22 protein-coding genes are annotated in these 19562 nt (G+C 51.6%); 5 read left to right on the top strand and 17 right to left on the bottom strand.

Annotation, left to right across the window (positions count from 1 at the left end; translation table 11 throughout):
- Positions 1 to 43: 43 nt before the first annotated feature.
- From hisH to OSH01_RS03605, 17 genes are all read right to left on the bottom strand, one after another.
- Positions 44 to 688 (bottom strand): imidazole glycerol phosphate synthase subunit HisH, encoded by a 645-nt coding sequence (hisH, locus tag OSH01_RS03685; RefSeq protein WP_266122690.1) that lies wholly within the window; start codon positions 686 to 688, stop codon positions 44 to 46.
- Between the two features lie 22 nt (positions 689 to 710).
- Positions 711 to 1298, bottom strand: coding sequence for an imidazoleglycerol-phosphate dehydratase HisB (gene hisB / locus OSH01_RS03680; RefSeq protein WP_266122689.1), 588 nt, complete (start codon positions 1296 to 1298; stop codon positions 711 to 713).
- A gap of 23 nt (positions 1299 to 1321) precedes the next feature.
- On the bottom strand, positions 1322 to 2626 hold the full coding sequence (gene hisD, locus OSH01_RS03675; RefSeq protein WP_266122688.1) for a histidinol dehydrogenase: 1305 nt from the start codon (positions 2624 to 2626) through the stop codon (positions 1322 to 1324).
- A 49-nt stretch (positions 2627 to 2675) separates the two neighbouring features.
- Entirely contained in the window at positions 2676 to 3359 is a 684-nt protein-coding gene (gene hisG / locus OSH01_RS03670; protein WP_266122687.1) for an ATP phosphoribosyltransferase, read from the bottom strand.
- Positions 3356 to 4618, bottom strand: a complete 1263-nt coding sequence (murA, locus tag OSH01_RS03665) for a UDP-N-acetylglucosamine 1-carboxyvinyltransferase (protein WP_266122686.1) — start codon at positions 4616 to 4618, stop codon at positions 3356 to 3358. The genes hisG and murA overlap by 4 nt, the downstream gene beginning before the upstream one ends.
- Positions 4611 to 4859, bottom strand: coding sequence for a BolA family protein (locus OSH01_RS03660; RefSeq protein ID WP_266122685.1), 249 nt, complete (start codon positions 4857 to 4859; stop codon positions 4611 to 4613). The genes murA and OSH01_RS03660 overlap by 8 nt, the downstream gene beginning before the upstream one ends.
- Positions 4860 to 4863: 4 nt before the next feature.
- Positions 4864 to 5622, bottom strand: a complete 759-nt coding sequence (locus OSH01_RS03655) for an ABC transporter permease (protein ID WP_266122862.1) — start codon at positions 5620 to 5622, stop codon at positions 4864 to 4866.
- A gap of 92 nt (positions 5623 to 5714) precedes the next feature.
- Positions 5715 to 6509 carry an ABC transporter ATP-binding protein gene (locus OSH01_RS03650; RefSeq protein ID WP_266122684.1) on the bottom strand — a complete coding sequence of 265 codons (795 nt, stop codon included), beginning with the start codon at positions 6507 to 6509 and terminating at the stop codon, positions 5715 to 5717.
- 83 nt (positions 6510 to 6592) lie between these two features.
- A complete protein-coding gene (locus tag OSH01_RS03645) occupies positions 6593 to 7267 on the bottom strand; it encodes an MlaC/ttg2D family ABC transporter substrate-binding protein (RefSeq protein WP_266122683.1) in 675 nt (224 codons plus the stop codon).
- Between the two features lie 51 nt (positions 7268 to 7318).
- Positions 7319 to 8098, bottom strand: a complete 780-nt coding sequence (locus tag OSH01_RS03640; RefSeq protein ID WP_266122682.1) for an MlaA family lipoprotein — start codon at positions 8096 to 8098, stop codon at positions 7319 to 7321.
- Between the two features lie 58 nt (positions 8099 to 8156).
- Positions 8157 to 8621 carry an outer membrane lipid asymmetry maintenance protein MlaD gene (mlaD, locus tag OSH01_RS03635; protein WP_266122681.1) on the bottom strand — a complete coding sequence of 155 codons (465 nt, stop codon included), beginning with the start codon at positions 8619 to 8621 and terminating at the stop codon, positions 8157 to 8159.
- A gap of 25 nt (positions 8622 to 8646) precedes the next feature.
- Entirely contained in the window at positions 8647 to 9432 is a 786-nt protein-coding gene (gene mlaE / locus OSH01_RS03630; RefSeq protein WP_266122680.1) for a lipid asymmetry maintenance ABC transporter permease subunit MlaE, read from the bottom strand.
- Positions 9432 to 10256, bottom strand: a complete 825-nt coding sequence (locus OSH01_RS03625) for an ABC transporter ATP-binding protein (protein WP_266122679.1) — start codon at positions 10254 to 10256, stop codon at positions 9432 to 9434. Before OSH01_RS03625 ends, mlaE begins: the two co-directional genes overlap by 1 nt.
- A gap of 163 nt (positions 10257 to 10419) precedes the next feature.
- Positions 10420 to 11223 (bottom strand): N-formylglutamate deformylase, encoded by an 804-nt coding sequence (hutG, locus tag OSH01_RS03620; RefSeq protein ID WP_266122678.1) that lies wholly within the window; start codon positions 11221 to 11223, stop codon positions 10420 to 10422.
- 8 nt (positions 11224 to 11231) lie between these two features.
- Positions 11232 to 12629: a formimidoylglutamate deiminase gene (locus OSH01_RS03615; RefSeq protein ID WP_266122677.1), complete on the bottom strand. Its 1398-nt coding sequence runs from the start codon at positions 12627 to 12629 to the stop codon at positions 11232 to 11234.
- Entirely contained in the window at positions 12626 to 13852 is a 1227-nt protein-coding gene (gene hutI, locus OSH01_RS03610) for an imidazolonepropionase (RefSeq protein ID WP_266122676.1), read from the bottom strand. The genes OSH01_RS03615 and hutI overlap by 4 nt, the downstream gene beginning before the upstream one ends.
- Positions 13853 to 13864: 12 nt before the next feature.
- The gene (locus tag OSH01_RS03605; RefSeq protein ID WP_266122675.1) at positions 13865 to 14467 is read right to left on the bottom strand and encodes a HutD/Ves family protein; all 603 of its coding nucleotides are present in this window, start codon (positions 14465 to 14467) and stop codon (positions 13865 to 13867) included.
- A 287-nt stretch (positions 14468 to 14754) separates the two neighbouring features.
- Between OSH01_RS03605 and OSH01_RS03600 the strand changes: the two genes are divergently transcribed.
- The 5 genes from OSH01_RS03600 (at position 14755) to OSH01_RS03580 (ending at position 19534) form a co-directional block, all read left to right on the top strand.
- Positions 14755 to 15948, top strand: a complete 1194-nt coding sequence (locus tag OSH01_RS03600) for an aminotransferase-like domain-containing protein (RefSeq protein ID WP_266122674.1) — start codon at positions 14755 to 14757, stop codon at positions 15946 to 15948.
- A 61-nt stretch (positions 15949 to 16009) separates the two neighbouring features.
- Positions 16010 to 16948, top strand: a complete 939-nt coding sequence (gene ubiA / locus OSH01_RS03595) for a 4-hydroxybenzoate octaprenyltransferase (RefSeq protein WP_266122673.1) — start codon at positions 16010 to 16012, stop codon at positions 16946 to 16948.
- 236 nt (positions 16949 to 17184) lie between these two features.
- Entirely contained in the window at positions 17185 to 18453 is a 1269-nt protein-coding gene (locus tag OSH01_RS03590; RefSeq protein WP_266122672.1) for a putative Na+/H+ antiporter, read from the top strand.
- Positions 18454 to 18625: 172 nt separating this feature from the next.
- Positions 18626 to 18877, top strand: coding sequence for an FmdB family zinc ribbon protein (locus OSH01_RS03585; RefSeq protein WP_266122671.1), 252 nt, complete (start codon positions 18626 to 18628; stop codon positions 18875 to 18877).
- Between the two features lie 15 nt (positions 18878 to 18892).
- Positions 18893 to 19534 carry a DUF502 domain-containing protein gene (locus OSH01_RS03580; protein WP_266122670.1) on the top strand — a complete coding sequence of 214 codons (642 nt, stop codon included), beginning with the start codon at positions 18893 to 18895 and terminating at the stop codon, positions 19532 to 19534.
- The last annotated feature ends 28 nt before the right edge of the window (positions 19535 to 19562 follow it).

The raw sequence follows: 19562 nt of genomic DNA, 5'->3' as shown, positions 1-19562 counted from the left end.
TTAATGAGAAAGTGATGAGAAATACGTAATGGAAGGAATGGAATTAAGGTTTCCAGTACGTAAAATTCCGGAAAAGTTGCAAACCATTCTTTGCACTTTTTTCTGGATGAAATTGGACTGCAAAAATATTAGCCTTTGCTATGGCGCTGGTAAAGCCTACACCATAGTAACTGCATGCGGCATTATCTGTAGCGTGAACGGGGTCAGCAAAATAGCTGTGCACAAAATAAAAATAAGCGCCGCTCTCAATATTATGCCAAAGTGGATGCGCTTTGCACTGATGAACACGATTCCAACCCACATGAGGGACTTTAATCAGGGGTTTTCCCTGAGGAAAGGTGACGTTTTGTTCAGTGTTAAAGCGACGCACAGTGCCTTGGAATAAGCCTAAGCATGTACTGGGGCCTTCTTCGCTTGACTCAAATAGCATTTGCTCACCCACACAAATGCCAAGCAGGGGCTTATTAGCGGCGGCATGTAAGACCGCAGGTAATAAGCCCGAGTGGTGTAAGTGCTGCATGCAGTCGGGCATGGCGCCCTGCCCTGGTAAGACTACACGATCAGCTTGCAAAATAGCGGAGCAGTCGCGGGCTAGCAGAACATGGGCGGCCGGAGCAGCCGCTTGCAGTGCATGAGCAACGGAGAACAGGTTGCCCATGCCGTAATCAACAATGGCGATAGTGCTCAAGATGAGTGCACCTTAGGTAGGTTTACAGTACGCCTTTAGTGGATGGCACCACGCCTTCATTACGTGGATCGTGCTCTAACGCCATGCGTAGTGCGCGGCCAAAAGCTTTAAACACGGTTTCGCATTGGTGGTGTGCGTTTTCACCTCGCAAATTATCAATATGCACGGTAGCCATGGCATGGTTGACAAAGCCTTGGAAAAACTCACGAGCTAGGTCTACGTCGAACTGTCCAATACGAGCACGTGTGAAAGGCACATCATAGAACAGACCGGGGCGCCCAGAGAAATCTATCACGACGCGCGATAAGGACTCGTCCAGAGGCACGTATGCGTGACCATAGCGGCGTAGACCTGCTTTATTGCCTATGGCTTTGGCAAAGGCTTGGCCTAGCGCAATGCCGATATCTTCTACTGAGTGGTGATCGTCAATGTGATTGTCACCTTCACAGTAAACGTCCAGATCAATTACGCCGTGACGGGCAATTTGATCCAGCATGTGATCTAGAAAAGGTACGCCACTTTGTAGCTTGTGGGCGCCTGTGCCATCGATATTGATGGCGACTCGAATGCGAGTCTCGTTAGTATTGCGGGTAATTTCAGCGGTACGCATGGCAAATGGCCCCATTTGAGGGATCAAGAGAGTTTTAAGCGAAATTCCGCGCTAGCGGCGTGGGCATATAGGCCCTCGCCTTTGGCCAGCGTGGCTGCGATAGGTCCTAGGGATTGTGCCCCCGATTCAGAGATCTGAATAATGCTGCTGCGTTTTTGAAAGTCGTAGACTCCGAGAGGCGACGAGAAACGAGCGGTGCGGGAGGTAGGTAGGACATGGTTCGGGCCAGCGCAGTAGTCGCCTAACGACTCTGAGCTATAGGCGCCCAAGAAAATAGCGCCAGCGTGGCGTATTTTCCCTAATAAGGAGGTAGCGTCCTGAACGGAAACTTCTAAATGCTCAGGGGCGATATGGTTACTGATGCGACAGGCTTCATCTAAATCACGTACCTTAATTAAGGCTCCACGATCAGCTAGGCTGCGACGAATAATGTCGGCGCGTGGCATGCTAGGCAACAGGCGTTCGATAGCTTGTTCGACTTGATTAAGGAAGTTGGCATCGGGGCATAACAGGATGGATTGAGCCAGTTCGTCATGTTCAGCTTGTGAAAACAAGTCCATAGCAATCCAATCCGCAGGGGTCTGACCATCACAGATAATAAGAATTTCACTGGGACCAGCGATCATGTCTATACCCACCACGCCGAAGACACGTCGCTTGGCAGCGGCGACATAAGCATTACCGGGGCCAACGATTTTATCCACGGCAGGAATGGTGGCGGTACCGTAGGCTAACGCCCCTACTGCTTGGGCGCCACCTATGGTGAACACACGGTCCACGCCGCCCAACGCCGCTGCCGCCAGTACGATGGGGTTGCGAAGGCCGTCGGGAGTGGGCGTCACCATAACAAGCTCGGCAACACCTGCCACCTTGGCAGGGACTGCATTCATGAGCACAGAGGAAGGATATGCTGCTTTACCACCAGGCACGTACAGGCCCACTCGGTCTAGGGGCGTGACTTGTTGACCTAGCACCGTGCCATCTGGCTCGGTATAAGTCCAAGATTCGGTGCGTTGGTGCTCGTGATATCGACGTATACGTTCGGCCGCTTGCTCGAGCGCGCGTCGCTGATCAGTGGGCAGGCCATCTAGGGCTGCTTGCAGTTCTGTGCGGCTAATTTCTAGCTGTGCAGCCGATTGCACCGTTAAATGGTCAAAGCGCGCCGTGTACTCAAGCAGTGCAGTGTCGCCAGTATGCTGAATACGATGCAGAATCTCGGCGCAAGCCGCTTCGATAGAAGCATCTTCGGACGCCTCGTAGGCAAGTAAAGATTTCAGTTCTTCATCAAACTGGGCAGATTCGGCATTTAAACGGCGTATGAGCGACATAGTTTATATATGAAAGCTTGGTTGCAAAAAGAAGTGTATCCCGATTTACTTATGCTGAGGTTTGTTCGACCGAGGCGTGCATGAAAGCGTCAATTAATGGTTGTAATTGTGCTCCGCGGTTTTTCATGGCCGCTTGGTTAATAATTAGGCGCGAGGAAATTTCAGTGATCTCTTCAACCTCAACCAGGCGGTTGGCCTTAAGTGTGCTACCCGTGGAAACCAAATCGACGATAGCATCGGCTAGACCGACCAAGGGAGCAAGCTCCATTGAGCCATAGAGCTTAATCAGGTCTATGTATACCCCTTTGCTGGCAAAATGTTCTCGTGCGGCACGCGTGTATTTGGTAGCAATGCGCAGACGTGAGCCTTTCTTGACCGCTGTATGGTAATCAAAGCCTTCTTCAACCGCTACACACATGCGGCAGCGTGCGATGTTTAAGTCGATAGGCTGATATAAGCCGCCCGGGTGCTGCTCCATGTGTTCATACAGCACATCTTTGCCTGCTATACCAATGTGGGCAGCGCCATATTGCACGTAGGTGGGCACGTCGGAAGCCCGCACAATAATCAATTGTAGATCAGGGGTGCTAGTGGGCAGGATAAGCTTACGGGAGGACTCAGGACGTTCCAGCACGTGAATACCAGCTTGCTCCAGCAAGGGTAAGGTTTCATCAAAGATGCGTCCCTTAGATAAGGCGAGCGTAAGCGGCTTGTTCGGGCTGGGTGATTTCATGCCTGTTCCTTGCTAAGACGTTCAATGTGAGCACCGATGGCCTGCAGTTTGCTTTCCATGCGGTCGTAGCCTCGGTCTAGGTGATAAATACGTTCGATAGTGGTTTCGCCGCGCGCCGCTAAGCCAGCAATGACTAAACTAGCAGAGGCGCGTAAATCGGTAGCCATTACCGTAGCACCACTGAGCTCTGGCATGCCTTTTACCACGGCGACATTCCCATCTATTTCAATATCTGCACCTAAGCGATTGAGCTCCTGCACATGCATATAACGGTTCTCAAAGATGGTTTCGACAATAGAAGCCGTGCCATCTGCGATAGCATTGAGCGCCATAAGCTGTGCTTGCATATCGGTAGGGAAGCCGGGGTATTCGGTAGTGCGAAAACTGACTGCCTTAGGGCGTGTATTCATGTGCCCGCGTATGGTGTTGGGGCCTAGCTCAAGCTGCAACCCCGCTTCACGTAATTTGTCGAGCGTTGCGCCTAGTGCGTCGGCGTTGGTGTTATGCAGGGTAATATCGCCGCCGGTGGCGGCCACCGCACATAAGAACGTACCGGTTTCGATGCGGTCGGGGCAAATGGTGTGTTGGGCGCCGTGTAAGCGCTCTACCCCATCAATCACAATTCTGTCCGTACCGTGCCCTTGGATGCGGGCTCCCATTTTTATCAGCAGTTCGGCCAGATCAATAATTTCGGGTTCGCGTGCTGCATTTTCTAAGATGGTTTGGCCTTCAGCCAGCGTGGCAGCCATCATCAGGTTTTCGGTACCGGTGACAGTAATCATGTCAGTACGTATCGTGGCACCTTGGAGGCGTTTGGCTTCAGCGATCACAAAACCATGCTCTACGCGTATGTCGGCACCCATCGCGGCTAAGCCTTTGATGTGTTGATCGACGGGGCGCTGACCGATAGCGCATCCGCCTGGCAGGCTAACACGAGCATGGCCAAAGCGTGCCAACAAGGGGCCTAGCACCAGAATCGAGGCGCGCATGGTTTTGACCAGCTCGTAGGGCGCCTCAGAGCTATCGATGTGCTCAGCTTGTAGTTCCACGCTAGCACCGTCGCGTACTTGGCGTACACCCAGCATAGCCAGAAGCTTCAGCGTGGTGTCTATGTCGCGCAGACGCGGTACATTATCCAGCTGTATGGTGTCTGCGCTAAGTAAACTGGCGCATAAGATGGGCAGTGCGGCGTTTTTTGCACCGGAAACGATCACATCGCCGTTCAGACGCTGCCCGCCTGTAATGCGTAATTTATCCATTCGGATTGGCCTTGTATTCATCGGGAGTAAGAGTACGCATGGACAAGGCATGAATTTCAGCTTTCATGCGTTCACCCAAGGCGGCATAGACGAGCTGATGGCGTGCAATAAGGCGCTTGCCTTCAAAGGCTTTGCTGACGATGAGGGCTTCAAAGTGCGAGCCATCGCCCTGCACTTGCAGAACTTCATGCTCAAGGTTGTCGGCAATATACTGTCGTACTTGTTCTGGTGTCGGCAACATAGGATTAATTCCGTAACTTATAACCTGAGGCCAGCAGGCGTAACGAGGCGAGGCAAAGCAGGATGAAAACCCCTGCTACCACCGCTAGGCTATGCCAAGGCGAAGCATCAGATTGAGTAAAAAAGCCATAGCGAAAGCCGTCTATGGTGTAGAAAAGCGGGTTCCAGTACGACACAGCTTGCCAGAATGGCGGCAGACTATGAATGGAGTAAAACACGCCGGATAAAAAAGTGGCGGGCATAATCAGAAAGTTCTGGAAAACCGCTAATTGATCAAACTTTTCTGACCATAAGCCCGCGATCAGCCCTAGGGTGCCCATAATGCCGCAGGCCATGACGGCAAATAATATGACCCATAGCGGATTATGCAAGGGTAAATCCGTAAAAAACAGGGCTACCACCCAGACGCTGATGCCTACACATAAGCCGCGGGCCATAGCAGCCAGCACATAGGCAGCGAATATTTCCCGGTAGGACAACGGCGGGAGCAAGATAAACACCAAGTTGCCGCTAAGCCTACTTTGTATGAGCGATGAGGAGGGGTTAGCAAACGAATTTTGCAACATGCTCATCATCATCAAACCTGGGATGAGGAAGGATGTGTAGGGAATGTCGTGGTAAATGCTGACTCGCTCTTCTAAAACGTGGGCAAAGATCAGTAAATACATCAGGGCGCTCAGTACCGGTGTTGCTACTGTTTGTAGCCCGACTTTCCAAAAGCGCAGTAATTCTTTGCGTAATAAGGTGGGAAAGCCCGAACCCATGGCCGGTTGTGGTGGTAAAGAGCGCACGGGGGTGGCTAATTTTTTGCCCTCGTCTGTGGGGACTCCCCAGCGTTTGTTCTCTGGGCTTGATTTCATAGGGCTATCCCTTGTTTGCTTTCATCATGCATGATGCGCACAAAGGCGGCCTCTAAGTCTGTGCTGCCTGCTCGCTCCATGATGGCTTGGGTGGTATCGAGGGCGACTATTTTCCCCTGCTTAAGTAAGGCGAGTCGGTTGCACAAGGCCTCGGCCTCCTCGAGGTAGTGTGTCGTGAGCAGGATGGTGTGACCTTGCTGATTAAGCCCCACGATAAATTCCCATAGGGTGCGGCGCAAGTCTACGTCTACCCCTGCGGTAGGCTCGTCCAGAATAATGACGGGTGGCCGGTGGACTAAGGCCTGTGCTACCAGTACTCGTCTTTTCATGCCGCCTGATAAGGCGCGCATATTGCTATCGGCTTTATCCGTGAGCGCCAAATTAGCTAAAATTTCGTCGATCCAGTCATCATTATGTTTCAAGCCAAAATAGCCTGACTGCAAACGTAAGGTTTCACGTACTGTAAAAAAAGGGTCAAACACAAGTTCTTGCGGGACGACACCGAGGGAGCGTCGAGCTTGCTGGTATTGGCTGCGCACATCGTGACCACAGACGCTGACTGATCCGCTAGTGGGAATAGTCAGGCCTGCCAGCATGGAAATAAGCGTAGTTTTACCTGCCCCGTTAGGGCCTAATAAACCGAAAAATTCGCCCTCTTGAATAGTCAAAGAGACGTTATCTACGGCAAGAAAGCCTGCACTGCTCGTGGAGGCTGAAGGTATCAGGCGTTGTAAAAGGCTACGCGGTGAGGCAAAGCGTTTACTGACGTTAGTAAAGTTAAGAGCTGACATGTTCAATCAATAAAGCCCGATCCACCAATTGGATCAGGCTTTACATTATAGGCTAGAGTCAGGGTTGGTAAAAAGTGTCTGACTTATTGAGTTTGGGCTTGAGAGTTTAGAGCTTTGATTAAACCGTCTATGCCTGTTTTGGCAATTTGTTCGGCAAACTGATTGCGATAGTTCTGTATCAGCCAGATGCCTTCTACGTTGAGGTCATAGACGCGCCAGCCTTCAGGGGTACGCTCTAGGCGGTAATCTACGCCTACCGGTGAGCCGTTAGGCTGGATGAGCGACGAGCGTACAACGACATCCTCCGCTTTGGGATCTCCACGGAAAGGTAGGATGGTGAGAGCAGTGCGTGTGTCAACATGGGCAAGTGCGCCGCTGTAGGTACGGATCAAGGTATTTTTAAAGGCCTCGGTCAGATCCTTGCGCTGTTGCTCATCGGCTTGGCGCCAGTGACGGCCTGCAGCTAAGCGGGTGGTTTTTTCGAAATTGACGTAAGGCATCACATAGGTGTTGACGGCCTCTGTGATGGCGTTGCGATCTCCCTTGCGAATTGCCTCGTCGGTTTTTACAGCGGCTAGCGCATTGCTAGCAACTGCTTCTACAAACTCGGCGGGTGGGCCATTAGGATTAACCACTTCCGTGTTGGCTTGCGCAACAGAAGCGACGCAAAACAGGATTAGGGAAGCGGCACAGGTAATGAGCTGCTTGCGAGGCAGCGCAACACTTAAAAAACCCAAATGGGGGAGAGAGAACGTCATACAAACAGCTCCAGAGGCAAAATATAAAGCGCAGATGAAAAAGTGAGGTATTTACTCATCGTCTTCATCATCTGAGTAGTCAGGTAGCCCATCAGTGTCGGCATCGCCGGTACGGGCACGTAACTGAGCTTCTCGGCGTTGTAAGTAAGCGTCGCGTATGAAGCTGTATCGGTCAAGGGCAATTTCGTTAATAAGTTTCTCTGTATCGAGCAGGTTTGCACGAGCATCTACGGCATCTAGGGCCAAAATGCTGTTACGTACGGGTACATTACTGAGGTCAAAAATAGGCCCTACACCTGAGGCGCCGGATAGAAAGCCCAACCCTGCTCCACTGGCATCACGCACAGTGCTGGGGCCTAAGAAAGGCAATACAAAGTAAGGGCCAGCATCTAGCCCCCACACACCCAAAGTGATGCCAAAGTCGTTTTGTATGCGGCGTGAGCCGTTCATGGTGGCGACATCTATGCAGCCGCCTAGGCCCATGGTGCTGTTAAACAGCACTCGCCCGAGAGTATTGAAAAAATCGTGCGGCTCGCCTTGTAGGAAGCTGTTTAACCCGGACCAGATGTCACGTAAGTTGTTGAACATATTGTGCACGCAGGTGCGCACAGGCTGGGGAGTTAAGGCCACATAGCCAGAGGCAACAGGTTTAAGGATGGCGCCATCGATGGCATCATTAAAGGCAAAAACAGAGCGGTTGTAGCTTTCCCAAGGATCTTGGGGCGGAGGGTTAGGCACGGAGGTACAGGCCGTAGCCAGCAGCACGGTGGCCGCGATGACCGGAAGTTTTGCCCAATGCAGCGAGATTTTTTTTGAGGTGTTTGAGTTCATGATGCGTATCAGTGCGCCGCTAAGGCGCCAAAATGCCGGTAAAGGGGGCGAGAGCGGCTTAGTCGGACTCTTTGCTCGCTGAGTTATAGAGGAATTTACTGATCAGCTCCTCAAGCACCACGGCGCTCTGGGTGTACTTTATCGTACTGCCATTTTCAAGGTTTTTATCATCGCCACCTGCTGTCAGGCCTATATATTGCTCACCTAGTAGCCCTGATGTCAGGATAGAGGCCGAGGAGTCATCTGGAAATTGATACTTTTCATTCATATCTAGGGTGACCACGGCGCGAAAATCCGTATTATCAAAGCTAATGTCTTTGACACGGCCTACTACTACACCACTGCTTTTGACGGCAGCACGGGGTTTCAAGCCACCTAGGTTATCAAAGGCGGCAGTGACTTGGTAGGTTTTAGCGAGCGAAAATGAGCTTAGGTTACCCGCGCGTAGGGCCAAAAATGTCAAGGCAATCAAGCCAAGTAAAACAAATAGGCCTACCCAAAAGTCGGTTTTGTCTTGTTTCATATCCAAACAGTTCCGAATCAGAATTCTAGCTAAACATGAGTGCGGTCATAAGGAAGTCTAGCCCTAATACGGCTAGCGCTCCGCTGACTACGGTTCGTGTAGTGGCTCGGGACACCCCTTCTGGAGTGGCTTTTGCGGTCCAGCCCATATACAAGGCGATGAGTGTCACAACGAGACCAAATACAATACTTTTAATGACGCCGTTGAGTACATCGTTAACCGCATCAACGCCGCTTTGCATTTGCGACCAAAAAGCACCTGGGTCGACGCCAATCATCACGACCCCCACTATATAGCCCCCTAAAATGCCAACGGCCGAAAATACCGCGGCAAGTATGGGCATGGCGATTAAGCCGCCCCAAAAGCGGGGTACTAAGATGCGACGTATAGGGTCGACCGCCATGACCTCCATGGCTGCCAGTTGCTCGCCTGCTTTCATCAAGCCAATTTCGGCCGTTAAAGAGGTGCCAGCCCGGCCCGCAAACAATAAGGCTGTCACTACAGGGCCGAGTTCACGCACCAGAGATAGAGCGACCAATAAGCCTAACGCCTCTTCGGAGCCGTAGCGGTTCAAGGTGTAATAGCCTTGCAGGCCTAAGACAAAACCAACAAATAGCCCGGATATGGTGATAATCAGCAAGGAGTAATTGCCGATAAAGTGTATTTGTTGCGAGATGAGCCGCGGCCGCTGAAAAAGCAAGCTGGAGCGGGCCAGTATGGAGCACAGTAAGCGAGTCAGCGCACCCAGGCTATAAACGCTAGCGCGGCTGGCAGAGCCTACAGCAGAGATAGAATGGTTAAAGAGACTCATTAGGCTGATTTCTTGGCGGTTTGCCAAGCTTTAAAGGCGGGAGTTTCAGGGTAGTGAAACGCAATTGGGCCATCAGGGCGTCCGTGCAGAAATTGATCGACAAAAGGATCAGCGGAGGCCGATAGCTGAGTGGGCGTACCTTGTGCAATCAGCTTACCTTGACCGACGAGGCAGACATGGTCGGCAATGGCGAAAGACTCTTGCACATCGTGGGTAATCAACACGGAGGCACAGTTGAGCTGATCGGTTAAGTGGCGGATAAGCTGCGCAGTAATACCCATAGAGATAGGGTCTAAGCCAGCAAAAGGCTCGTCGTACAGGATAAGTTCGGGTTCAAGCACAATGGCGCGCGCCAAGGCAACTCGTCGGGCCATGCCACCGGAAATTTCAGCGATCGATAAGTGTGCGGCGGCGCGCAGACCAACGGCATCCAGCTTATCGAGCACGCGTTGAAAAATCTGCTGTTCTGACACTTCCGTGTGTTCGCGCAAGGGGAACGCCACATTTTCAAAAACATTGAGGTCAGTGAATAAAGCACCTTGCTGAAACAGCACACCCATACGCTTACGTACGGCGCGCAGCGCATGCTCGTTTAAATGGGCTAAATCTTGGCCAAAGGCACTGACTTGTCCGGCTTGTGCTCGAATTTGTCCTGTGGCGGCACGCAAAAGTGTTGTTTTTCCGGAACCTGAGCCGCCCATCATGGCAACAACTTGGCCCCGATAAACCTCTATATCGATCCCGGCAAGCACGGTAAAGTCGCCGTACCCTAAGGATGCGGCGGACAGTTTCAGTACAGGCTGGTCAATATTTGCGGCGCTCATAAGCAAAAAATTCAGTACACGTGACCCGCTATTGTAGCGTTTGCTGAACACTAGGCTCAAATATATACGATCAGCTAGTGACGACCTTGATTTAAGGGGGGGTAAATCATGATCGTCGAGTGAGGCAGGCTAGTCTGTTTCGCGACGTAGCCGGTGTAATGAGTTACTGGTAATGAGTGTGTAACGTATGCAAAGCGTGCTCAATACATTGTCGTACTTTGGGTGCTAGCTTGCTAGCCCTCTCTACATCATAGTGATAGGGGCGCGATTCGTCCATATAGCAAAGTTGCGCCAATTCAAGTTGAATGGCATGCACGTGTTGTTGGGGTTGCCCATAGTGGCGGGTGATATACCCTCCCTTGAAGCGGCCGTTAGCCACGGCGGTGTAATGACCTCCTGCGCTGGCTAGCTCGGCCAGCTCTTGCGCTAAACCAGGTAGGGCACTGCGATCGCTAGCGCTACCAAAATTAAAGTCATGTAGCCGGCCCTCGAATAAGCGGGGTAGATAAGCGCGTATGGAATGGGCCTCCCAGAGCAGCACATAGCCATGCTCTTGGCGTATTCGGGCTAGCTCGGCCACTAACGTTTGGTGATAGGGGTCCCAGTAGAGGGCGCGGCGCCGGTCACGCTCCTGCTCTGTGGGGCGTTGACCTTCGGCATAGAGCGCCTCATCAGCAAAAGTGTCTACGGGCAGTAGGCCTGTGGTGTTTTGCCCTGGATACAAGTTTTCGTCATTCGGAGGACGGTTTAAGTCGATGACGTAACGAGATAGACGAGGTTGCAAGATAGAGGCGCCCAATTCGCTGGCAAAGCTGTATAGCTGATCTAGATGCCAGTCGGTATCGTCTCGGTGCTGGGCTACCGGTGTCATCGTGGCCAGAATATCAGGTGGTATTTCTGTGCCCAAATGAGGAATGGAAATCAGTAAAGGGCTGGTGCCACGGCTTAAAACGGCATTACTAGGCATAAGTAACCTCAAGTAGTTTGCAAGAGTTCGTGTAAGGTGTGTTGATAACGCTGCCATGCTTGATCTTCTTGAGCGTGGCGTCCTTCTTGGATCACTGCTTGGCCGGCGACATACACATCGCGTATAGGTTGGCTACCGGCTCGCTCAGTAAAGACTAAAGCCGACAGCCAAGTTTCTGGTTTGTGTCCAGCCAAGATGGGATCGTGTAGATCAAGCACCATGAAATCGGCCTGTTGTCCGATTTGTAAACCGTGTACGGGTCTTGCGCTTGCTTGGGCGCCCCCTTTTATGGAAGCATCAAACAGATAGTCGGCGACGTGCGCTTGTGCGGGGTGGCACAGTACATTGCGCTGTCGATGCAACAATCGCTGTCCATATTCTAGTAAGCGTAATTCTGTACGCCAGTCAACGGCGATGTGACTGTCTGAGCCTACTCCGATCGCGCCTCCAGCCTCTAAGTACTGAGGGGCAGGAAAAAAACCATCGCCTAAATTTGCCTCGGTGCTAAGGCAAAGCCCCGCTACCGCTCCGCTAGCTGCCGCTTGCACCGTTTCTTGCTCGTCCATATGGGTAGCATGCACCAAGCACCAACGTCGGTCTACCGAGGCGTTGTCTAGGAGCCATTGCACGGGGCGTTGACCATGGTGGTTGAGGCTGGCCTGTACTTCGGCGATTTGCTCGGCGATGTGGATATGAATGGGGCTGTGGGGAAAGTGCTCATCCATTAATGTCAGCATGGTGCGCAGACTGTCGGGCGATACGGCTCGTAATGAGTGGGGGGCGACACCATAGCGACGGTGTGCTTGTTCGGGATACTGCTGACGTAAGGTGAGCAGTAGTTCTAATAATGCCTCGGGCTGGTTTAAGAAACGCGCCTGATCCTGACGCGGTGGTTGGGCCCCAAAATCACTGTATTGATACAACACGGGTAAAAAGCTCAGGCCTATGCCGGCGTCTTGACTGGCCTGTACGACGGCGGCAGCTAAGGTGTGCTGAGGGGTGTAAGCTTGGCCATCGGGCTGGTGGTGCACATAATGAAACTCACACACCGAGGTGTAGCCCGCTTTAAGCATCTGGATATAAAGCCAATGGGCAATGGCTTGTATATGTTCGGGCCGTAATTTGAGCGCAAAGCGGTACATCAGGTCGCGCCAACTCCAAAAGCTATCTTGCGCTTGGCCACGATACTCGGCCAAGCCGGACATGGCACTTTGGAAAGCATGGGAGTGTAAGTTGGGCATGCCGGGCAAAACGGCACCTGGCAACTGATGCAGGGAGCTACCCGGCACAGATTGGTAGTTGGCGTGAATGTCGGTGAGTCGGCCGTGCTCATCCCAACTAAGTAAAACATTTTTTTGCCATTGGCCTTCAATGCGTGCCCATGGCGCTAGGACGCTATGTGTCATCGTATCGCCTCGTGGGTAAAGCTAATTTTTCCGTGTCTTACAACTTGCGTGCAGCGCGGCAGCCCCATCCAATAAGCAAGCTCGGACAGGTCCTCAATGTCCCATACGGCAAAGTCTGCCTTGTGCCCTGGTGCTAGGCGCCCGCTAATTGAGGGATGGCCTAAAGCTTGTGCCGCGTGTCGCGTCACTCCTGCTAGGACTTCAGCAACCGAAAGACGAAATAGCGTGCAGCTCATGTTGAGCATAAGCAGTAAGGAGCTACAGGGCGAGGTGCCGGGGTTGCTGTCGGTAGACAGAGCAATGGGAACGTCGTAACGGCGCAAGAGCTCAATGGGAGGGAGTTGTGTTTCACGCAGAAAATAATAAGCGCCTGGCAATAGCACGGCGACGGTGCCACTGGCTTTCATTGCTTGCACACCAGCTTCATCTAGGTATTCTAGATGGTCGGCTGACAATGCGCGGTACTGGCAGGCTAACGTTGTACCGCCCATGTTTGAAAGCTGCTCGGCATGAATTTTGATCGCCACATTTAGATCTTGTGCTGCCTTAAAGACTCGTTCAGATTGCTCCAGACTAAAAGCAATGCGCTCGCAAAAGACATCCACGGCGTCCACCAAGCCTTCGGCGACCAGAGTGGGCAGCATAATCTCGCAAACATGGTCAATATAGTCGTCCGATCGTCCAGCATACTCAGGGGGTAAGGCATGGGCACCTAAAAATGTGGTGCGAACGGTGATAGGAAAGTGCTTGGCCAAGCGTCGGGCGACGCGTAGCATTTTGCGTTCGCTGTCTAAATCAAGCCCATAACCCGATTTGATTTCGATTGCCGTGACGCCCTCTGCCATTAAGGCGCGTAGCCGTCGGCTTGCTTGATGATAAAGCTGGTCTTCGGAAAGCTCGCGGGTGGCTTTTACGGTAGAGGCAATGCCACCGCCTTGGCGGGAAATTTCCTCGTACGAGGCTCCTTCCAAACGTAGCGCAAATTCGCGCGCTCGATTGCCGCCGTACACCAAATGTGTGTGGCAATCAATCAGGCCCGGCGTCACCCATTGACCTTGTAGGCTATGGCGTTGTGAAATGTGCGCGTACTGTGCTGGCAAGGCCTCTTGGGGGCCCAACCAGCGTATTTCTTCATCCTCTACCACGATGCAGGCTTGTCGAATGACCGTATCAGGATTTGCCTCGGGGGCCAGATGTAAGTCGGTCCACAAAGAAAGTGTCATAAGGTCGCCTTTTTAAGTAAGAGAGTGAATATGTGTGTAGACCAAGCAATTACCCGTTGATTGGGGCTGTACCTTTAGCACTTGCTGGTGTTCGTGTGGTTGTCTTATCCACAACGTGTCGCCTGCTTCAAGGCGATGGCTAGCATGTCCGAGTATGATCTCGTGCGCCCCCACGGCACAGTGCAACAACGTGTGCCCTGCCTCTAATAAGCCACTGTAAGGTTCAGTCCAAGCCTGAAGCGTACCTTGCGCCCGATCGCGCCTGACCATCAGGTTGAAGTCCGTGGTGGAGCCATGCGGCAAGGTTGCATAAATTGAGGCCTCGCCGGGAAAAGAATAAGGCTGATAGGGCAACAAGGTATGCTGTGTTGTGTCGCTGTGCAGCACCATGCTGGTGCCGCTGAGCAGCATGATATGTCTGTCTACATCAGGAAATTGGGAAAAATTACCCTCTTGTTCGACGGCGGCGATACTGACGCGCCAGTCGAAGTGTTGAACATCACTTTGCTCAGGGTAGATCATGATCTCCCTAGTGCTGCCTCCGCCGTTTTTCCAGGGGCTGCTATGCAGGCTCCGGCCAGGAATGAGCAGCAGGTGTTGGGTTGGCAATACCATATGCATCCTCGGTTTAGTTGTATATACAATTATGCGTGATTCCGCATGCTCCGACAATGTTTGAGGGGGCGGAAAGTCATGGGATCAGGGTAAATACGGGGCTGGCGAGCTGGTCGTTAGGTACTTGACGCTTGCGTAAGATCAATCTTGGTGGCAATGTAGTGTTTACGCTATATATAAAAAGTAAGCGGCGTGCATGCGCCCAGCCTATGAAGTCTATGGTTTTTGCTTCAGCAGGTGTAAGGCATCGGTATCAATATGTTCTTCTATCAGGATAATTCCTTATTATGGATTCCCTCTCTGTTCCCTTTTCCAGACGCGCTCAACAATTATCAGGCTCAGCCATTCGTGAAATCTTGAAAGTCACTGTGCGGCCTGAAATTATTTCTTTTGCAGGGGGCCTGCCCACTCCTGCAGGTTTCCCTGTGGCGGAAATTCAACAAGCGTTTGATAAAGTCTTTGCGGAACAGGGGCGTGTCGCGTTGCAGTACGGGCCAACTGAAGGTTATACCCCTTTGCGCCAGTGGGTTGCGGACGAACTTGGCAAAGATGGCGTGGCCATCTCCGCCGATGAAGTACTGATTGTGAATGGTTCTCAGCAGGCTTTGGATATGCTGGGCAAGCTGTTCATTGACGAGGGTAGCAAGGTGCTTGTTGAGTCCCCCAGCTACTTGGGTGCCTTACAGGCTTTTTCCGTGTACGAGCCCGAGTATGTTGCAGTGCCAACGGACGAGCATGGCTTACTGCCCGAAATGATTTCTGGTCCGCAAGCAGCCGGTGCACGCTTTATTTATGCTTTGCCAAACTTTCAAAACCCAACTGGCCTGACATTAAGTTTAGAGCGTCGCCAGGAATTGGTTGAGCGTTGTGCGGCCGCCGGTATACCCGTGGTAGAGGATGACCCCTACGGCGAATTACGTTATGCAGGCAAAGCATTACCTAGTTTATTGAAATTAGGCCGTGACGTAGGCGCCTCAGTGATTCGCTTGGGTACCTTCTCTAAAGTGTTGGCTCCTGGTTTGCGTTTGGGTTATATCGTGGCCGATCGTCGTGTGATTGATAAGCTGGTACAGATCAAGCAAGCGGCCGATCTGCATACCTCTACCTTGACACAAATGGCCGTATACGAGACCGTATCCACCGGCTTCTTGGATCAGCATTTGCCAACCGTACGTGATATTTATCAGCAACAGTGCCAGTACATGTTGGATGCTATGGACGAACACTTCCCAAGTACGGCGCAATGGACACGTCCCGAGGGGGGGATGTTTATTTGGGTAACTTTGCCTGCCCATATTGATGCCACAGAACTATTGCAAACCGCCATCGAGCACCATGTAGCCTTTGTGCCTGGTGCACCGTTCTTTGTGGAAGGAAGTGTCCAGAAAAACACGTTACGTCTGAGTTTTGCGACGGTTCCCGAAGCAAAAATTCGCGAAGGCATTGCCACTTTAGGTAAATTGCTGAAAGCAGTAAACTAGGGCTTCGTCACCCTTATCATGCCCTCCTCCGAGGGCATGAGTTTTTTTGCCGCTGTAGCTTATGAGTCAGCCTTCTGCCCTCCCAACTCCTGCTCAGGCACGCCCTGATCTATCCGATATGCGTCCTGATGATTGGGTCGCGCATTACTTACCCGCTGCTTGGGGGCCCTATGCTCGTTTGGCACGCCTAGACAGGCCCGTTGGCACTTGGCTTACCTTGTTGCCTACCTTAGCGGCATTGGTACAGGCTGCCGACGGCGTGCCTACGTTTTGGCGTTTGCTAATTTTCTCACTGGGCGCCTTGTTAATGCGCGGTGTGGGCTGCTGCTTTAACGATATCTTTGATCGAGACATCGATCATCAGGTCGAACGCACCCGCTTTCGCCCCTTAACCAGTGGCCAGTTGAGGCTGTCTCAGGCCTTGTGGTTTGTATTGGCGCAGTTGCTCGTATGTGCGGTATTGCTCATGGCGATTAATAGCTATAGTCGCTGGCTAGCCGTGGTGCTGCTGCCCATTGTGATTATTTACCCCCTATGTAAGCGCTTTACCTACTGGCCCCAAATTGTTTTAGGCATAGCATTTAATTGGGGCATGTTGATGGCGTGGTCCGATACTCGGGGCATTGTACCTATCGCTGCTGTGTTGATGTGGCTCGGGGCAGTGCTGTGGCAGGTTGGCTATGACTCTATCTACGCCTATATAGATCGCTCCGACGATGTGCGCTTAGGCTTACATTCTACTGCGCTTCGTTTTGGTCTAGACGGTAAGCGGTGGATTAGCGGTTTTTATATTGGCGCACTAGTGTGTTGGCTGGTGGGCGGTGTGTTAATGGGTATGGGCTGGGCGTATTATTTGTTGATGCTCATGATTGCCTTGCACTTTACCTGGCAGATGCTAGCCTTTGATGTGAATCAACCTGAAAAAGGGCTGCCCTTATTTCGTGCCAATATGTGGGTGGGCGCAATGCTAGTAATTGCTGCGTTAGTCGGCGTTCAATAGATTACCATTTGGTAATGTTCGGGTAATTACTGTTGAGCGATAAGCCAAACTTCCCTACCATGGCGCCTTTTCTCCCACAAAAAATAGTTGTGGGAAGCGGGATAAGCGAAGCCATTACGCCTTTTCCTTGTCATAAGGTTTTTTCACAGCGAGTTTGGCGTTATGCTTGCTAGGCATCATTTATGGCCTGAAATTTCCCGTAATAAACTCAAGTAGTCCGTAAAAAGGGTAGAAGCATGCCTAGTACTTTGGAGCTAACAGCGAGCATATTGTTTGCTGTGGCAATCATCCACACATTTTCCGTCCCGGTTTTTGCCCGTTTAGCGAACAAAAACGGCGCTCATGCTGGCCTTTGGCACCTTTTGTCTGAAGTTGAAGCCGTGTTTGGCGTTTGGGCATGTGTTCTGGTTGCCTATATTGCTGTGTTTTTAGATATTGGTCAGGCCATTGAGTATTTGGAAACCCGCAATTTTACTGAGCCTGCCTTTGTCTTCACGATTATGGTGGTGGCCGCGAGCCGGCCGATTATTGAACTCGTCAATCGTCTAGTGGCGGTGTTTGCTCGGGTGCTCCCCATGAGCAAAGAAGTATCCACCTACTTCGTCATTATGTGTATCGTGCCTTTAGCGGGCTCGTTTATTACAGAACCGGCAGCCATGACCCTAGCAGCTTTGCTGTTACGCAGATTGTATTTCCGTCATCCAGGACATGCAGGGTTCAAATACTTAACTATCGGTGTTTTGTTCGTCAATATTTCTATTGGTGGCGTCTTAACCGCTTACGCTGCTCCGCCTGTTCTAATGGTGGCCGGAACGTTTGGCTGGGATAGCGCCTACATGGCTACACACTTTGGTTGGCGTGCCGCCGTGGCAGTCTTTCTGAATGCCACCTTAGTAACGGTGTTGTGCCGTGGTGCATTGATTGAAATGGGGAGCATGGGCTCAGAGGACAGCGGGAGTAAAAATAAGCCTGTGCCTGCGATCGTAATTGCTATTCACGTAGCCTTCTTAGTCGCGGTAGTCTTAGGCGCACATCATCCCATTTTATTTTTGGCCTTGTTGATGCTGTTTATTGGTTATGCCCATGCCTATCAACAGTATCAAAACCCGTTGCTGATTCGTGAAGGGCTAATGGTGGGCTTCTTCTTGGCGGGCCTAGTAGTGTTGGGCGGTCTGCAAAAGTGGTGGTTGCAAGACCTGTTAGGAGGGCTGCAGCCGATAGTGTTGTTCTGGGGCTCTACTGCCTTAACTGCTTTAACTGACAATGCCGCTCTGACGTATTTGGGCTCCTTGGTTGAAGGCACCAGTGAAACTTGGCGTTATATGCTGGTGGCCGGTGCGGTTACCGGTGGTGGCTTGACGGTTATTGCTAATGCTCCTAACCCAGCAGGCTTCTCCATCCTGAAATCTAATTTTCCTGATGGTGCCATTTCCCCATTGAAATTATTGGCTTCTGCTGCGGTGCCTACCTTGATTGCCGCGGGAATGTTTTTATTACCTATCTAAGTCAGGTTGGCCTTTAGGCCAGCCTGACTTTTCTGCTACCTTGGGTGTTCTTTCGTAAATGGGATACCCATGCTTGCTGTATAGCGCTAAAATAAGCCGTTCCCGTATGGAGGCAAACTTGGGTAAGTTTGCTTTTCCGTGTATTCGTTTCGGCTTTTTTTAGGATTGAGTCGTGCCCATATACGCTTACAAGTGCAGTGCTTGCCAGCATGAAAAAGACGTGCTGCAAAAAATGTCAGATCCAATATTGGTTGATTGCCCCGCTTGTGGTCAGCCCACTTTTGTCAAACAAGTGACTGCGGCGGGTTTTCAGCTCAAGGGTAGTGGTTGGTATGTTACAGACTTCCGTGATAATGCCAAAAAACCGGCGGCCGACTCAAGTGCGGCCAGTAGCCCTGCTTCCACGACTAGCTCTTCATCCTAATTGGATATAGGCTTTATGCGTTTCTTTAAGCGCTACCTAATAACTGGCCTGCTGATCTGGGTGCCATTGGTTATTACACTTTGGGTGTTGGTATTGCTTATCGACACCTTGGGTGGAATCGTGCCCGAGTTTCTCAGTTCGCAGGCATTATTTGGTTTAAGCATCCCAGGCTTTCGTATCCTTTTGGTGCTAGTGGTATTATTAGCAACGGGCTTATTCACTGCCAATTTTATCGGACGTGCTTTTGTAGAGCGTTGGGAATCCCTGTTAGGGCGGATTCCCTTAGTGCGCTCTATTTACAATTCGGTAAAACAGGTTAGTGATACGGTGCTTGCCCCTGATGGACAAGCGTTTCGCGAGGCCGTGCTGGTGCAGTTTCCCCACCAAGGCTCATGGACAATTGCATTTTTGACAGGCGCGCCAAGCGGAGCGGTAGCGGATTTATTAGAAGGCGAGCATGTCAGTGTGTACGTGCCCACTACGCCTAACCCCACGTCTGGCTATTTTTTAATGATGCCGCGTGACCATGTGCGCAAGCTCGACATTACGGTCGATGCTGCGCTTAAATACATTGTTTCTATGGGAGTGGTTGCCCCGTCTGGGCGCGTTGATGCGCTTGCAGATGAGTCCTTGCCGCCACCTTCCATGCCTATTTGAATTTTATCTTTATATCGGAGTCATCCTA

Origin of the sequence: Alcaligenes endophyticus (assembly GCF_026344035.1) — a bacterium.
Lineage (GTDB): Bacteria > Pseudomonadota > Gammaproteobacteria > Burkholderiales > Burkholderiaceae_B > Alcaligenes > Alcaligenes endophyticus.
Note: the sequence above shows the minus strand (reverse complement) of the source record. Positions and strands in the feature narration are given on the sequence as shown.

Coding starts and splice junctions, on each gene's coding strand:
- hisB (WP_266122689.1), bottom strand. CDS start 1,298: ATGCGTACCGCTGAAATTACCCGCAATACTAACGAGACTCGCATTCGA.
- hisD (WP_266122688.1), bottom strand. CDS start 2,626: ATGTCGCTCATACGCCGTTTAAATGCCGAATCTGCCCAGTTTGATGAA.
- hisG (WP_266122687.1), bottom strand. CDS start 3,359: ATGAAATCACCCAGCCCGAACAAGCCGCTTACGCTCGCCTTATCTAAG.
- murA (WP_266122686.1), bottom strand. CDS start 4,618: ATGGATAAATTACGCATTACAGGCGGGCAGCGTCTGAACGGCGATGTG.
- OSH01_RS03660 (WP_266122685.1), bottom strand. CDS start 4,859: ATGTTGCCGACACCAGAACAAGTACGACAGTATATTGCCGACAACCTT.
- OSH01_RS03655 (WP_266122862.1), bottom strand. CDS start 5,622: ATGGGTTCGGGCTTTCCCACCTTATTACGCAAAGAATTACTGCGCTTT.
- OSH01_RS03650 (WP_266122684.1), bottom strand. CDS start 6,509: ATGTCAGCTCTTAACTTTACTAACGTCAGTAAACGCTTTGCCTCACCG.
- OSH01_RS03645 (WP_266122683.1), bottom strand. CDS start 7,267: ATGACGTTCTCTCTCCCCCATTTGGGTTTTTTAAGTGTTGCGCTGCCT.
- OSH01_RS03640 (WP_266122682.1), bottom strand. CDS start 8,098: ATGAACTCAAACACCTCAAAAAAAATCTCGCTGCATTGGGCAAAACTT.
- mlaD (WP_266122681.1), bottom strand. CDS start 8,621: ATGAAACAAGACAAAACCGACTTTTGGGTAGGCCTATTTGTTTTACTT.
- mlaE (WP_266122680.1), bottom strand. CDS start 9,432: ATGAGTCTCTTTAACCATTCTATCTCTGCTGTAGGCTCTGCCAGCCGC.
- OSH01_RS03625 (WP_266122679.1), bottom strand. CDS start 10,256: ATGAGCGCCGCAAATATTGACCAGCCTGTACTGAAACTGTCCGCCGCA.
- hutG (WP_266122678.1), bottom strand. CDS start 11,223: ATGCCTAGTAATGCCGTTTTAAGCCGTGGCACCAGCCCTTTACTGATT.
- OSH01_RS03615 (WP_266122677.1), bottom strand. CDS start 12,629: ATGACACATAGCGTCCTAGCGCCATGGGCACGCATTGAAGGCCAATGG.
- hutI (WP_266122676.1), bottom strand. CDS start 13,852: ATGACACTTTCTTTGTGGACCGACTTACATCTGGCCCCCGAGGCAAAT.
- OSH01_RS03605 (WP_266122675.1), bottom strand. CDS start 14,467: ATGGTATTGCCAACCCAACACCTGCTGCTCATTCCTGGCCGGAGCCTG.
- OSH01_RS03600 (WP_266122674.1), top strand. CDS start 14,755: ATGGATTCCCTCTCTGTTCCCTTTTCCAGACGCGCTCAACAATTATCA.
- ubiA (WP_266122673.1), top strand. CDS start 16,010: ATGAGTCAGCCTTCTGCCCTCCCAACTCCTGCTCAGGCACGCCCTGAT.
- OSH01_RS03590 (WP_266122672.1), top strand. CDS start 17,185: ATGCCTAGTACTTTGGAGCTAACAGCGAGCATATTGTTTGCTGTGGCA.
- OSH01_RS03580 (WP_266122670.1), top strand. CDS start 18,893: ATGCGTTTCTTTAAGCGCTACCTAATAACTGGCCTGCTGATCTGGGTG.